This window comes from Streptomyces sp. NPDC079141, from assembly GCF_040686775.1.
GTDB lineage: Bacteria > Actinomycetota > Actinomycetes > Streptomycetales > Streptomycetaceae > Streptomyces.
The window spans coordinates 29194-43033 of sequence record NZ_JBFBLP010000011.1 but is presented as its reverse complement, the minus strand read 5'-3'; the positions used below and the strand labels follow the sequence as shown (position 1 = coordinate 43033).

Below are 13840 nucleotides of genomic sequence, written 5' to 3'. Positions count from 1 at the left end.
GCGGCGGGCTGCGGCCTGGTGGTATCTGCGCCAGTTGGACCAGTGCAGCAGCCTGGCTGTGGAGGTAACCGGAGGGGTGAGGACGGCGGCGAGAAGGTGGCGGATCTCCGGGACGGTCGGTGGGACGGGTGTATTGGTGTGGCCGGAGTGGAGTGGGCCGGTCCTGGTCGGCGCCGGCGACAAGAGCGGTCAGGAAGGCCGGGGCAAGCATGGCGAGTGTGATGTGGCGGTGCCGTGAGGTCCAGTGTCCGACCTGGTAGTGGTCGAGTCCGGCCTGGCTCTTGAAGGCCTGGAAGCATTCCTCGACGCTGCGGCGGATGAGCAGGTGGCGGTGGCTGTCGTGGCGGGTCGGCGAGGGAGTCGGCACGGATGGGGGTACGGCCCTGGTTGATCCGTACCCGGGTCGCGCAGACGACGGCCAGGACGTAGCCGATGCCCCGTTCCTCCACGCCGGCGCGCAGGTGCGGGTCCTGGCCGTATGAATTGTCGCCGGTCATCCACGCGGCGGTGATTTTGGCGTCCAGGGCGGCGGCGATCATCTCTGTGGCCAGGCGGGGCCTGGTCGCGAACTGCCCCTCCTCGGGCGCTCCGGCCGCCTGACGGTGTTCGGGATCGGAGCACCGGGAGTGCTCGGGCAGGCAGAGGCGACTCTGTCAGGGCGCGTCCGCGCGGGGTGGCGTAGGAAGGAAAGACGCCGCCTGGCCGTTCTCGATGCGTCCGGCGGTGCCGGTGTACAGGCGCTGCACCCCCGCCGAGGCGCAACCCTTCTTCACAGAGCCCGTCTCGTCCACGATCAGGACACCGCCGTCGGTGCCGAGGTGATCGACGGCGTAGGCGCGGATATCGTCGCGCATGGCGTCGGCGTCCCAGCGGGCGGAGCGCAGCAGGCGCCGCATCGGCCCCGGCCGGACATGACCGGCCTGTTCGGCCAGCCGCCGACAGTTCTCCGCTCGGCGCCGGACAGCAGTCCCAGCGCATAGGCGCGGGCGGTCGCCCAGGGTTCGACCCTCCCGAAACGACCCGCGAGGTGGGCCATCACCTGGTCGAACATCGCCCGCCGGCGGGCAGGGTCTACGGCATGGCCCGCGGCCACCGCACGATCTTCAGGAGTCCCCAACCCCCGATGATCACGCGGTGGCCGTACCCGTTCCCGACCGGGGCCACCGCAAGATCGCGAAGTCGGACTGGAGTACTCAATCCCTGAAGCGCAACCTCGGCGTTTGCGCCGTAGTTGGCGAAGTCCGCCATCTGTGGCGCTCAGTCACACCGACCGCGGCAGACTGCGACCATGCAGCTCCCCACCGAGGCCGTCGCCGCCGCCGCGCTGATCGAAGTCGTCCGGATCTCCGCTCTCCCGACCGAGCGAGGTGCCCCGTATCCCGGCGAGGTGGTCGCCCACTGGACCGGGAGCGAGGCCGCCGACGCCCTGGCCTTGATCGGAAACCTGCCCGGCAGCGCGCAGCATCGCTGCGGGTTCTCGCCCGGCTGGAGCGTCCGGGCCTACGAGGACACCCTCGACCTGGCGCTGTTCGAGGCGGCGTTCTGCTTCACCTGCCACGAGGTGCGCATGCACGGAACGGCCGTGCCGGCGACGCTGGCCACACAGTTCTTCGACGCGGACGCCCCAGCGGCACAGAGCCTCCTGGCCCTCTTCCGCAAGGTGACCCCGTAGTCGGCGGCCCTCCGTCGCGGTGGGCGGCGGACACCGTCGCTCGCCGTGGGAGAGAATCGGCGCCATTGCGCCGTTGATCACCTTGGAGACGTCAAGTGACCGTGGACCTGGCCGACTTCACCGAACCCGACGCCGAACGCCCGCCCGCCCCCGTGCCCGTCGACTGGACGGCCGTGGAGGCCTGGCTCGGGGTGCGCCTGCCGGACGACTACAAGCGACTGGCCGACCGGTACGGCCCACTCGACTTCGGTGAGTTCCTGTGGGTCCATGTGCCGTGCGTGCAGGACCGCCGGTTCGACTACGGCGGATGGCTGCGGGAGACCCAGCGCGAGGCGCGGATCGAGGCCCGGAGGCTACCGGAGGACGAGCGGCCCCGGCTGCACCCCGAGCCCGGGGGGCTCCTGGCCTGGGGCGAGAGCCGGGGCGGCGACACCTTGTTCTGGGACACCTCGGTCTCCGACGACCCCGACGCGTGGACGGTGGTCGTCCAGCACAGCGGCCCGGTGCCCGGCAGCGGGCTGCGGCCCTGGCACGCGTACGACCTGACCCTCACCAGCTATCTCCGGCACACCGTCCGCGAGGGCTGGGAGCTGCCCTCCCCACCCGGTCCCCTGATGGGCCCGCTGCCCGGCAGCATGGCCCGCACCGCCTACCTGGAGACGGCCGGGCCGTGGACGCCGCCCGCGCCGGTCCCGCCCCGGCTCACCGAGGAGGAGAGCCGGGTCGCCCTGGAGACCGGTGCGGGCCTGGAGGCGCTGCGTCTGCTGGTTCCGCCGCCGGAGGCGCCCTATCTCGGCGACGGCAGCTGGGAGGGGCTCTTCACGGAGCTGGGCACCCGGCTGCCGCGCGAGTACAGGACGCTGATGGACAGCTACGGCGCGGGCATCTGGAGCGACTGGCTGCGCTTCCACACGCCGCTGCGCACCGGCGGACGGCGCTTCCTCACCCACGTCGAGGAGACCCTGGACGGCTACCGGAGCCTGCGCGCGGGATATCCGGAGGCGCAGCCGCTCGCCGCGTGGCCCGAGCCCGGGGGCTTCCTGCCGTTCGCCAACTCCATCGACGGCGACTACCTCGGCTGGCTGACCGAGGGCGAGGACCCCGACGCCTGGCCGCTGATCGTCTGGCCCCGGCATGCCCGCCAGGGGCCGCCGCTCGATGGCGGCCTGATCGACACGCTCCTCGCCTGGCGGCGCGGCACCCTTCAAACGGAGGGGCTCCCCGGTCTGGACGAGGACGACGACCCCATGGAGTTCGCGCACTTCAGGGCGTGGGACGACCGCGCCTACTGGTGAGCCCGTCAGCGTGATTTCCGTGCCGCGTACGCCCGCGCCGCCCGCACTCGGTTGCCGCACTTCGTGGTGCACCAGCGGCGGGCGCCGTGGGAGCGCAGGAACCAGCTGTCGCAGCCCTCGGCGCCGCACTCGGTGAGCTGCGCGGCCTCGGTGCCGGTGAGCAGGTCGACGGCGTCCTCGGCGAGCAGCGAGAGCGCGGCGGCGGCCGGATTTCCGGTGTCGGGCCGGTCGGCGCGGTGCGGGCCGTCGGCGCTCCAGTCCAGCCGCGGGGTCGAAGGGGCCGCCGCCAGCGCGGAGTTGAGGGTCGCGAGGTCGTCGGCCGGCGGCCGCTCATGGGTGCCGTACGCGGTGAACAGGGCGCGCAGCGCCTCGCGCAGGCCGAGCAGTCTGCCGAACTGCCTGCCGTTGAGGTCGACCGGGTCCGGCAGCAGCTCGTGCCGTTCGAGCCACAGGTGCGCGGCCTCGGTGTCGTCGAGCAGGTCGACCCGGCCATGGCTGAGGGTGAAACGCGTGTTGACCAGGGCCAGCGAGACATAGCGCTCCTCGCCGGGGACGGGGGGCCGGTGCAGGTAGACGGGGGTCTCGTGATCCACGGCTCTCATGGTAATGCTTGCGATTCTCCGTGAGAACGACTTAGCGTGTCTCACGGAGAATCAACCATGAACCCGTGAGAGGTGGGACACCGTGACCTTCGACGCGGACGCGCTGCGCAAGGACTTCCCGATCCTGGAGCGCACGTTGGACAGCGGCGCCCGTCTCGTCTACCTGGACTCCGGTGCCACCACCCAGAAACCGCTCCAGGTCCTCGATGCCGAGCGGGACTTCTACCTCACGCACAACGCGGCCGTGCACCGCGGCGCCCACCAGCTCGCCGGTGAGGCGACGGAGGCGTACGAGAGCGCGCGCCGGACGATCGCCCGGTTCGTCGGCGCCGCCGAGGACGAGGTCGTCTTCGTCAAGAACACCACCGAGGGCATCAATCTGATCGCGTACGCGCTCGGCAACGCACGCCGGATCGGGCCCGGCGACCGGATCGTGGTGACCGAGATGGAGCACCACGCAAACCTGGTGCCGTGGCAGCAGCTCGCCGAGCGCACGGGGGCCACGCTGGACTGGTTCGGGCTGACCGAGGACGGGCGCCTGGACCTCACGCGGATCGACGAGCTGATCGACGAGCGGACCAGGGTCCTCGCCGTCACCCACCAGTCGAACGTGCTCGGCACGGTCAACCCCGTGCGGCAACTTGCCGACCGCGCCCATGAGTTCGGTGCGCTGGTCGTGGTCGACGGCGCCCAGTCGGTGCCGCACCGCCCGGTCGACGTGCACGAGCTGGGCGCCGACTTCCTCGCCTTCTCCGGGCACAAGATGCTCGGCCCGAACGGCATCGGCGTGCTGTGGGGCCGGCGCGAACTCCTCGACGGGCTGCCGCCGTTCCTGACCGGCGGCTCGATGGTGGAGATCGTCGAGATGGACCGGACGACGTTCCTGCCGCCGCCGCAGCGCTTCGAGGCGGGCGTGCCGATGACGTCCCAGGCGGTGGGTCTTGCGGCGGCCGTGGAGTACCTCCAGGCGCTGGACATGACCCAGGTCGCGGCACACGAGGACCGACTGACCGCCCGGGCCCTGGAGTTGCTCGGGGAGATCCCCGGCGTCAGGATCGTCGGCCCGCGCGACCTGACCGACCGCGGCTCCGCCGTCTCCTTCACGGTCGACGGCGTCCACCCGCACGACGTCGGCCAGATCCTGGACGAGCGGGGCGTCGCCGTCCGGGTCGGCCATCACTGCGCCCGCCCGATCGTGCGCCGCTACGGCATTCCGGCGACGACACGGGCGACGTTCTACGTGTACAACACGGAGGCCGAGGTGGATGCCCTGGTGGAGGGGGTCGTGGCGGCTCAGCGCTACTTCGGGGCCTCGATGAAGTAGGGCTCGGAGTCGGCCGGGCCGCCCCGGGTGCCGGGCAGCACGCAGTATCCGAGCTGCTCCTCGACGTCGTGCACGGCGATGAGGAGCTCCGCCCGGTCGTCGCCGTTCAGATCCGCGAGACGGACGTCCCTGGCGAAACGCATCTCGGTCGTACGCGTGGCCGGCACATCGCAGTCGGCGAGGTCGACCGACTGGGCACCCTTGCCGGTCAGCCGCCCGGACCCGTCGCCCTTGAGTACGACAACCCGGCCCGGGGCCTCCCGCTTGTCCACCAGTCGCCGGGGAGATCCGACGGCCACGTCGAGGTCACCGTCCCCGTCGACGTCCCCCAGGGCATGCTCCAGGCCGAAGTCCAGGTCCCGCCCACCCGGTTCCGCCACACCCGGGGCCCTGGAGCCGACGGAGGTCACCTCGGTTCCGTCGGGGCCGGACGCGCCTCCGCGCACCAGGCCCACGTGGCCGTCCTTCAAGTCGTAGATGTCCCCGAACAGGACGTCGGTGAAGCCGTCCCCGTCCAGGTCTCCCGTGCTGAGTTCCTGGCCGGCCCGCAGGTCCCGGCCCGCGGAGCGCGTCACGGTCCGCGGCTTGGCCAGGCCCTCGGGCGTGCCCTTGAGATACAGCAGGAAGGGGGTGCCGACGAGCTCGCCGTCGTAGTCCACCCAGGCGGTGGCCAGGAGATCGTCGCGGCCGTCGCCGTTGACGTCACCGGCCTCGACGTCGAACGTCTCCCACACCTCCAGGTCGTCCTCGTCCACCGGGTGTTCGCGGGTCTGCAACGTGAACTCGGCCGTGCGCTCCGCCCCGCCCCGCCGGGTGACCGGCCCGTAGGCAACCATGCCCTCGGTGGCGAGATCCAGATGGCCGTCCCCGTCGAAGTCGCCCGTGACCGTGTGTCCGGCCGTGTCGCTGGGCACCTCGATCTCGGTGCCGCCGGACAGGCCTCGGGGCCCGCCCCACAGCACTGTCAGCCCGGTTCTGTCGTAGTTGTCGCCTCGGTAGTCGCCAGGCGCGCTCACGACCAGGTCCGTATAACCGTCGCCGTCGAGGTCGCCCTCGGCCGGCGACGAGCCGAAGGAGTTGCCCCTCTCCGCCCGGCCCGGCACGCCGGGCGAGTTCTGCGAGATCAGCTGGGTACGCGTCTTCCGGGCAGTGGCCGATCCGTACACCACGCTGACGTAACCGGCACCGCGCACGCCGTCGACGTCGCCTGCGACGGGGGACGCGAGGTCCTGGTGGCCGTCCCCGTCGAAGTCCACCACCCGCTCCCGGGACTCGGCGGGCGAGTCGTCGGGCGAGGAGAATCCCCTCAGTCCCGCCAGGGCCACCGTCACGGCACCCACCGCCACAGCACCCACCACCGCCGCCTGCCGCACCCGATTCACTCGCCGCCCCCCACTCATCACGTTCCGGAGACGGCGGGCGCCACAGGGAACGCCCGCCGTCCCGGCTATGACTTGCAGGTGAACCGCAAGGTTGTACGCGAGCGGCGGCTACCTCTGCTTGATCCTCAGGAACGTGACCGAGTTCGCCGGGAAGGTGTACGTGAACTCGTCGGCGACCCCCGAGAAGGTGGACGTCACCGGTGTGACCGGCGCCTGGGTCTCGGAGTTCACCGCGTCCGGGTCGGCCGCGAGGGTGGTCACCCGGGCCCTGGCGGCGACCTGCGCGCCACCCAGGTCGATCGCCGTACGGGCCGCCGCGGACTGGGCGTTGACGACCTTGACGATCAGGTCGCCGGTCCTGGCGTCCTTGGTGACGACCTGGCGGAACGGCTCGGCGGGCTTGTCGTCGGTGAAGCTGCCCCACTCCTGGCCGTCGAGGTAGAGGGTGACCTGGCGGCCCCGCACCTTGATGTCGATGTCGTAGGCGCGACCCGTCTCGATCGACCCGGCCTTGGAGATCAGCGTCGACTTGCCGCCGTCCGAGGCCTGTTCGACCGCGGAGAGGGTGTTGTTCCAGCCGCCCAGGTTCCACCAGTAGTGGTTGCCGGTGTCCTTGACGCCGAAGGCGACGAGGAAGCCCTCCTTCCCGGACTTCTTGGTGGCCTTCACATGCAGGTCGTAGTCGTGCCAGGCCGGGTCGCCCGCGGTGACCAGGGTGTTCTCGGCGGCCTCGTCGCTCTGGACGTAGGCCCCGTCCTGGATGCTCCAGCTTCCGGTGCCGTTGTGGGTCCACTTCGAGGCGTCACCGGAGAAGTCGTCGCTCAGCAGCGAAGTGCCGTCCGCCGCCGTCACCTTCACGTCGTCGTACGCCGCGCTGGTCGCCCAGGTCGACAGGCCCACGGCGCCGGTGATCGGGCCGCTGACGGTCGGGGTGCCGGTCGCGGTGGAGGGGACGACGCGGTCGCCGGTGTTGGTCATGAACAGCTTCTGGACCTCGTAGTTGGCCGAGTTCCAGGAGGCGTGGTTGTTGAACCAGATCATGTCCGGCCGCCACTGCACATAGTCCTCGTTGGCCAGCAGCGGGGCGTACGAGGCGAGCTTGACGACGTCGGCGTTGCGCTCAAGGCCGGTCATGAACGCGGCTTCGGCGAGGGCGTTCTTGAAGGCGTTGCCCTGGGAGGCGTACTCGCCGAGGAAGACCTTGGGGCCGCTGCGGTCGTAGCTGTCGTAGCGGTCGTTGTTCTGCAGGAACCACTGCGGGCTGTTGTAGTAGTGCTCGTCGACCATGCCGACGTTCGCCTCGCGGTTCATCTTCCAGAGGCTGTCGAAGGTCGAACCGGTGTCGTCCGGGCCGGAGTTGGAGACGACCGTGATGTCCGGGTACTTCGCCTCGATGGCGGCGCGGAACTTCTGGAAGTTGGCGAAGAACTGGGCCGGCAGGTTCTCCTCGTTGCCGACGCCGAGGTGGGTCAGGTTGAAGGGCTTGGGGTGGCCCATCTCGGCGCGCTTCTTGCCCCATTCGCTGGTCGCGGGGCCGTTGGCGAACTCGATGAGGTCGAGGGTGTCCTGGATGTGCCGCTGGAGCAGCGCCTCGTCGTCGGTGGCGCGGTTCTGGCCGCAGCCGGTGACCAGGGCGGGGACGACGGGCAGCGGCATCGCGCCGATGTCCTCGGCGAAGCGGAAGTATTCGTAGTAGCCGAGGCCGTAACTCTGGTTGTAGCCCCAGAAGTTGGCGTTGGTCGCGCGCTCCTCGACCGGGCCGATGGTGTCCTTCCACTGGTAGGAGCGCTTGCGCTGCCAGCCGGAGGCCTCGCTGTAGTCCTGCATGGAGCCGGTGTTGACCAGGCAGCCGCCCGGGAAGCGCACGAACCCCGGGTCGAGAGCCTCGATCTTCTCGGCGAGGTCCCTGCGCAGGCCGTTGCTCTGGTGCTTGTAGGTGTCGCGCGGGAAGAGGGACACCATGTCGAGCGCGGCGGCGCCGGAGGAGGCGACGGCGAGGCGGCCGGTGGAGCTGGTGCGGCTCGCGGTGAAGGTGGCGGTGTACTTGGTCCAGCCGCCCTGTACGGCGACCCGGCGGGCGTCGGCCAGGGTGCCCGCGGCGTCCTTCAGGGTGACGGTCAGGGTGCTGCCGCTCTCGGCGCGGGCCCATACCGAGAAGTCGTACCTCTTGCCCGCGTCGACATGGACGCCGGTGTTGTAGCCGGCGTTGGTGACGGACGAACCGGCGCCCAGGGAGAGGTAGTTGCGGTTGCGCTCGTTCAGGCGTCCGGCGTCGTTCACGACCTCGGCGGTGCCGTCGGTCGCCCAGGAGGTCAGCGGCGTGTACGAGCCGTTGTCGGCGGTCGAGTACTCGAAGGACCGGTTCTGGACGAGCTCGGCGTACAGACCGCCGTCGGCGGCCCGGTTGATGTCCTCGAAGAAGACGCCGTACATCGTGTCGTCGATCTTCGCGCCCCGGCCGGCCGGGTCGACGGTGATCGCGTAGTCGGTGACGTCCTCGGCGTGCGCGGGGGCCGGGACTGCGGCGACGGCCAGCACCAGGGCGGTGGTGGTGAGACCGAGTCTCCAGCGGGTGCGGGTGGTGCGTGACATGGATGCTCCGCGGCTCGATGTGCGTGGGTCGGTACGAAACTCGCTCGTTCACTCGCTCGTTCGAAATATCAGACACTGATCAGAAGCTCGAACGGCAAGATAGGGAGGGGGCAGGAACGCGTCAATGGGTCGCGCAGGAACGGACGGGACGGAGTCGGGGACGCCATGGGCGAGTTCTGGCCAGTGCGGGACGTGCTGGCGTATCTGGCAGGCGCGTGGCGCGTGCGTCGCTCGGTGCTGGATCAAGCGAACGGCGAGCGGGGCGAGTTCAGCGGAACGACGCTTTTCGGCCCGCTGGACGGCGGCGGCCTTCTGCACGAGGAGAACGGCACGTTCGTCTGGCAGGGCGTGGCCCGGCCCGCCGAGCGGACCCTGCGCTTCCTTGCCGCGGCCCCGCCCGGCACGGCGGACGTCCGCTTCGCCGACGGCCGCCCCTTCCACGGCCTGGACCTGACCACGGGCCACCACATCGCCGACCACCCCTGCTCGGCCGACCTCTACCGCGGGGAGTTCACCGTCCTCGACGCCGACCACTGGCGCTCGGTGTGGCGGGTGCGCGGCCCGGCGAAGGACCTCGTCCTCACCACCGACTACACCCGGGAGCTCCTAGGCCCGTGAGGGCTGGGGCGGGACCCCGTCGAAGCGCAGGTTCCAGCGACCCGCCCGGCCGGTGACCGTGGTCGTCGACAGCGGGCGCACGTCGAGGTTCCAGTACGTCGCGGGCGGCGCCTTCAGGGCGTAGACCAGGGCGGCCCTGATCACGGACGGCTCTGCCACGGCGACGATACGGCCGCCGTCCCCGACCGGGCGGGTGTCGAGCCAGCCGCCGACCCGGGTGATGAACGCCAGCAGCGACTCGCCGCCGTGCGGTGTGGCGCGCGGGTCGGCGAGCCAGGCGTCCACCGCGTCGGGCTCGCGGGCCATGGCCTCGCCGAGGGTCAGCCCGCGCCAGCGGCCCATGTCGCAGTCCCGCAGCGCAAGCTGGACCAGGGGCGCGTAGCCGAGGGCGTCGCCGGTGGCACGGCTGCGCGGCGTGGGTGAGCAGTAGCGCAGCTCGGCGGCCGACAGTGGCACCAGGTCGTGGGCGGCGCGCTGCACCTCGTCCCAGCCGGCCTGGTCCAGCTGTCGGTCGTCCTGGAAGCGCTCCGCGAGCAGCGGGGAGCTCCGCGCGGCGGCGACGAACGTGACCCGTAGCGACATGCGGCGATGGTGATTCCCGAAGGTGCGCAGGTCAAGTGGTGTTACCTCTGAGTTACCCAGGGTGCGCGAAACTCCACTTCCAGGTCAGGACCAGCCGGACAACCCACCAGAAATGGAATCCGCCGCAGTCCGGTCACGAGTGTGAGCGTCGAGCGGCGCGCTCCTCCCACTCCCGACCGATGGACCGCATCAGCGCCGGATACACCCCGACGTACCGGAACGGCTTGATCGCGGCCATGTACAGCGCGCCGAAGCGGCCGTTGGGCTTGACCAGGACGGTCATACGGCCGGTGTAGCCGCCGAAGCCGTCCGGGACCCAGCCGATGTGCATCACTCCGTGCACGGTCTTGTTGCCCATCTCCGCGGCCCACTCGTCGTGCAGTTGGTAGACGGAGGTGAACGGGGACACCCCGAGGTCGGGACCGCGGGGCCCCTCGCGCAGGTCCGCCGGGAGCCGGTCGCGCAGGGGCGTCAGACGACCGCCGACGCCGGTACCCGGCTTGTCCCAGCCGAGCAGCGCTCCGAGCTTCCAGCGGACGGCGAAGAGCACGCGGGAGACGAACCCTTCACCGCTCACCCCGCCGCTGATCCCGTCGGCGATCTGCCGCACCAGCCGGTCCAGGTCGTCGGGCCCGCCGGGAGTGGGCAGTGCCCACACGTCCTCGACCGTGAAGTCGGCGGCGATCTCGTGGATCCGCCAGGGGAGGCCGGTGTAGGCCGTTCGGGGAAGTCGCATGAGCTGAACCCCTTCTATACGGTGGCGTATAGATCCAGCGTAGAGCCGTTTATACGCCCCCGTATACTCGACGCGGACGTGAGGAGGCACACACCATGGGCGCGACCCGCACGCCGCGCGGCAAGTGGATCGAGGAAGGCCTGCGGGCCCTCGTCGCGGGCGGCCCCGAGGCCGTCCGGATCGAGGCACTGGCCCAGTCGCTCGGCGTCAGCAAGGGCGGTTTCTACGGGTACTTCCGCAACCGGGACGCGCTGCTCACCGAGATGCTCGACACCTGGGAGCACGAGGTCACCGACAGCGTGATCGACCAGGTGGAGAGCGGTGGCGGAGACGCCCGCGCCAGACTGGAGCGGCTGTTCGCCCTTGTCGCCGCCGCCGTGGACGGCCCCGTGCGGGGTACCACCGCCGATATCGCGATCCGTGACTGGGCCCGCCGGGACGCGGCGGTCGCCGAGCGTCTGCGCCGGGTCGACAACCGCCGTATGGACTACCTGCGTTCGCTGTTCTCCGCCTTCTGCCCGGACGAGGACGAGGTCGAGGTCCGCTGCCTGATCGCCGTCTCGGTGCGCATCGGCAACCATCTCCACGCCGCCGACAACGGCAGGCTCAGCCGCGCGGAAGTGATGCAGCTGATCAGGCAACGGCTGCTGGCGTAACGGACCGGGTCAGCCGCGCAGTTCGCCGTAGGCCGCCCCCAACCGCCGTACCCCTTCGGTGATCTCCTCCGTGCCCGCGGCCGCGGCGAAGCTCAACCGCACGTACGCGGCCGGAGGTTCGGCGCTGAAGTACGGGCGGCCGGGGGTGATCGCCACCCCCGCGCGCAGGGCGGCGGACGTCAGCGCGGTGTCGTCGGCGCCCTCGGGCAGCCGGAGCCACAGGTGGTAGCCGCCGGACGGGATGTGCGGCAGGGCGAGCTCGGGCAGCCCGCCGAGCAGCGCGGCCGTCATGGCGTCCCGGCGCGCCCTCAACTCGGCGGAGATCGCCCGCAGATGGCGCGGCCAGGCGGGCGACCCGACGAGTTCGAGGGCCGCCTCCTGCAGCGGCCGGGGCACGAAGAAGGTGTCGACGACCTGGATGGCGCGCAGCCGCTCCAGCACCGGGCCACGGGCGGCCAGGGCGCTGACCCGGAAGCTCGGCGAGGTCGCCTTGGTCAGGGAGCCGACGTGCACGACGACCCCGTCGGGATCGTCGGCGGCCAGCGGACGCGGCAGCGGCCCCGCGTCCTCGTGCACCAGCCGTCGTACGAAGTCGTCCTCGACGACGAACGCCCCCGCCTCGCGTGCGATGCGCAGCACCTCGCCGCGCCGCTCGGGGGCGAGCACGGCGCCGGTGGGGTTCTGGAACAGCGGCTGGCAGACGAACACCCGGGCGCCGGTCGCCCGGAACGCGTCGGCGAGGAGGTCCGGCTTGACCCCGTCGGGGTCGACCGGCACCGGCACGGGACGCAGGCCCGCCGCCCGCGCGATGGCCAGCATCCCGGGGTAGGTGGGCGACTCGACGAGCACGGGCGTGCCCGGGGTGGTGAGCGCGCGCAGTGCGGTGGTCAGCGCGGACTGGCCGCCCGAGGTGACCAGCACCTCGGCGGCCGACACCGCGCCGCCGATGCTGCGCGCGAACCACTCCCGCAGTTCCGCCAGCCCCTCCATGGGCGGCCGGCCCCAGGCCCCGGGCCGGCGTCCCGCCCGGGACAGCGCCGCCGCCATCGCCCGCTCCGGTTGCAGCGACGGATGCAGATAGCCGCCGTTGAACTCGATCACCCCGGGCGCCGGAGCGGCCAGCGAGACCAGGACCCCGGAGGCGTCCACCGAGCGCGGGACGGGGTCGGCGGCGCTGTCCGCGCTGAGGGCGACCTCCTGCCAGGAGGTGTCCCCGGCGGGTGCGGCCGTGCGGGCGCGCGGCTGGGCGCGGAACGCACCGGCGCCGGGCCGGGTCACCACCAGCCCCTCCGCCGCCAGCTGCGCGAGGGCCCGCGACACCGTCACGGGGCTCACCCGGAACCGCTCGACCAGAGCCCGGCTCGACGGGAGCTTTCCTCCGGGTGAGTAGCGGTCGAGCTCTCTTCGCAGCTGTTTCGCCAGTTCATCGACACTGCTACGCTCTTGCATGAGAGCACAGAGTAGCGCTACTGCCCCGATCCGGATAGCGGTCGACACCCCGGCCAGGACCTCGACAGCGGGCGGCACCCTGATGGCCGCCCTGGGCGTCATCGCCTTCTCCCTCACCTTCCCCGCGACCGCCTGGGGCCTGGAGGGCTTCGGTCCCTGGTCGCTGGTGGCCGTGCGCAGCGCTCTCGCCGCTCTTATCGCGGGCGGCTGCCTGCTCGCGCTCCGCGTCCCACTGCCGGACCGCCGGCACTGGGCGGGCCTCGCCGTCGTGGGCGGCGGCGTCGTCTTCGGCTTCCCGATGCTGACCACGCTCGCGCTGCGGACGTCGACCACCGCGCACGCGGCCGTCGTGGTCGGCCTGCTCCCCCTGACCACCGCCCTCTTCTCCGCCCTGCGGATGGGCACCCGGCCCTCCCGGACCTTCTGGACGGCGGCCCTGGCCGGCGCGGCCGCGGTCGTCGCCTTCACCGTGCAGCAGAGCGGCGGCGCCCTGACCACCGCCGACCTCTATCTCTTCGCGGCGCTGCTGGTGTGCGCCGCCGGCTACACCGAGGGCGGCCGGCTGGCCCGCACCATGCCGGGCTGGCAGGTCATCGGCTGGGCGCTGGTGATGTGCCTGCCGCTGAGCGTGCCCGCCGCCGCGCTCGCCCTGTCGTACGAGCCGGTACAGCTGACCGCGCACAGTGTGGCCGGGCTGCTGTGGGTCGCGGCGGGCTCGCAGTTCCTCGGCCTGGTCGTCTGGTACCGGGGCATGGCCGCCATCGGCATCCCGAAGGCCAGCCAGTTGCAGTTGGCGCAGCCCCTGCTCACACTGGTGTGGTCGGTGCTGCTGCTGGGCGAGCAGCTGACCGTGGCCGCCCCCCTGACGGCCGCCGCGGTGCTCGTCTGCATCGCGGTCACCCAACGGGCGCGCGGCTGAGTGGGCCGTACGA

General features: G+C 71.6%; 12 protein-coding genes and 1 pseudogene. 6 read left to right on the top strand and 7 right to left on the bottom strand.

Features of this window, described 5'->3' with window-relative positions:
- Positions 1-190: 190 nt before the first annotated feature.
- Positions 191-1051, bottom strand: a pseudogene (locus AB0Q90_RS26855) (IS701 family transposase); the annotation flags it as partial.
- A gap of 237 nt (positions 1052-1288) precedes the next feature.
- Here AB0Q90_RS26855 and AB0Q90_RS26850 point away from each other — a divergent pair.
- Positions 1289-1672 (top strand): hypothetical protein, encoded by a 384-nt coding sequence (locus AB0Q90_RS26850; protein ID WP_363160753.1) that lies wholly within the window; start codon positions 1289-1291, stop codon positions 1670-1672.
- A gap of 95 nt (positions 1673-1767) precedes the next feature.
- A complete protein-coding gene (locus AB0Q90_RS26845; RefSeq protein ID WP_363160754.1) occupies positions 1768-2967 on the top strand; it encodes an SMI1/KNR4 family protein in 1200 nt (399 codons plus the stop codon).
- Between the two features lie 5 nt (positions 2968-2972).
- On the opposite strand, the gene AB0Q90_RS26840 is transcribed toward AB0Q90_RS26845, so the two are convergent.
- Entirely contained in the window at positions 2973-3569 is a 597-nt protein-coding gene (locus tag AB0Q90_RS26840) for an ABATE domain-containing protein (RefSeq protein ID WP_363160755.1), read from the bottom strand.
- An 82-nt stretch (positions 3570-3651) separates the two neighbouring features.
- Here AB0Q90_RS26840 and AB0Q90_RS26835 point away from each other — a divergent pair, with 82 nt between their 5' ends.
- On the top strand, positions 3652-4893 hold the full coding sequence (locus tag AB0Q90_RS26835) for a cysteine desulfurase (RefSeq protein ID WP_363160756.1): 1242 nt from the start codon (positions 3652-3654) through the stop codon (positions 4891-4893).
- On the opposite strand, the gene AB0Q90_RS26830 is transcribed toward AB0Q90_RS26835, so the two are convergent.
- Positions 4869-6275 (bottom strand): FG-GAP repeat protein, encoded by a 1407-nt coding sequence (locus AB0Q90_RS26830; protein ID WP_363160757.1) that lies wholly within the window; start codon positions 6273-6275, stop codon positions 4869-4871. The genes AB0Q90_RS26835 and AB0Q90_RS26830 overlap by 25 nt on opposite strands.
- A gap of 108 nt (positions 6276-6383) precedes the next feature.
- Positions 6384-8867 (bottom strand): alpha-L-arabinofuranosidase C-terminal domain-containing protein, encoded by a 2484-nt coding sequence (locus AB0Q90_RS26825; RefSeq protein WP_363160758.1) that lies wholly within the window; start codon positions 8865-8867, stop codon positions 6384-6386.
- Positions 8868-9032: 165 nt separating this feature from the next.
- Between AB0Q90_RS26825 and AB0Q90_RS26820 the strand changes: the two genes are divergently transcribed.
- On the top strand, positions 9033-9485 hold the full coding sequence (locus AB0Q90_RS26820; protein WP_363160759.1) for a DUF6314 family protein: 453 nt from the start codon (positions 9033-9035) through the stop codon (positions 9483-9485).
- On the opposite strand, the gene AB0Q90_RS26815 is transcribed toward AB0Q90_RS26820, so the two are convergent.
- Together AB0Q90_RS26815 and AB0Q90_RS26810 are read right to left on the bottom strand one after the other, a co-directional pair.
- Positions 9474-10067: a histidine phosphatase family protein gene (locus AB0Q90_RS26815; protein ID WP_363160760.1), complete on the bottom strand. Its 594-nt coding sequence runs from the start codon at positions 10065-10067 to the stop codon at positions 9474-9476. The two genes, AB0Q90_RS26820 and AB0Q90_RS26815, sit on opposite strands and share 12 nt — an antisense overlap.
- A gap of 133 nt (positions 10068-10200) precedes the next feature.
- Positions 10201-10803 carry a DUF2867 domain-containing protein gene (locus AB0Q90_RS26810; RefSeq protein WP_363160761.1) on the bottom strand — a complete coding sequence of 201 codons (603 nt, stop codon included), beginning with the start codon at positions 10801-10803 and terminating at the stop codon, positions 10201-10203.
- 95 nt (positions 10804-10898) lie between these two features.
- Here AB0Q90_RS26810 and AB0Q90_RS26805 point away from each other — a divergent pair, with 95 nt between their 5' ends.
- Positions 10899-11459, top strand: coding sequence for a TetR/AcrR family transcriptional regulator (locus tag AB0Q90_RS26805; RefSeq protein WP_363160762.1), 561 nt, complete (start codon positions 10899-10901; stop codon positions 11457-11459).
- A gap of 9 nt (positions 11460-11468) precedes the next feature.
- Here the strand turns inward: AB0Q90_RS26805 and AB0Q90_RS26800 are convergent, their stop codons facing one another.
- A complete protein-coding gene (locus AB0Q90_RS26800; protein ID WP_363160763.1) occupies positions 11469-12908 on the bottom strand; it encodes a PLP-dependent aminotransferase family protein in 1440 nt (479 codons plus the stop codon).
- Between AB0Q90_RS26800 and AB0Q90_RS26795 the strand changes: the two genes are divergently transcribed.
- Positions 12907-13827: a DMT family transporter gene (locus tag AB0Q90_RS26795; RefSeq protein ID WP_363160764.1), complete on the top strand. Its 921-nt coding sequence runs from the start codon at positions 12907-12909 to the stop codon at positions 13825-13827. The two genes, AB0Q90_RS26800 and AB0Q90_RS26795, sit on opposite strands and share 2 nt — an antisense overlap.
- Positions 13828-13840: the final 13 nt, after the last annotated feature.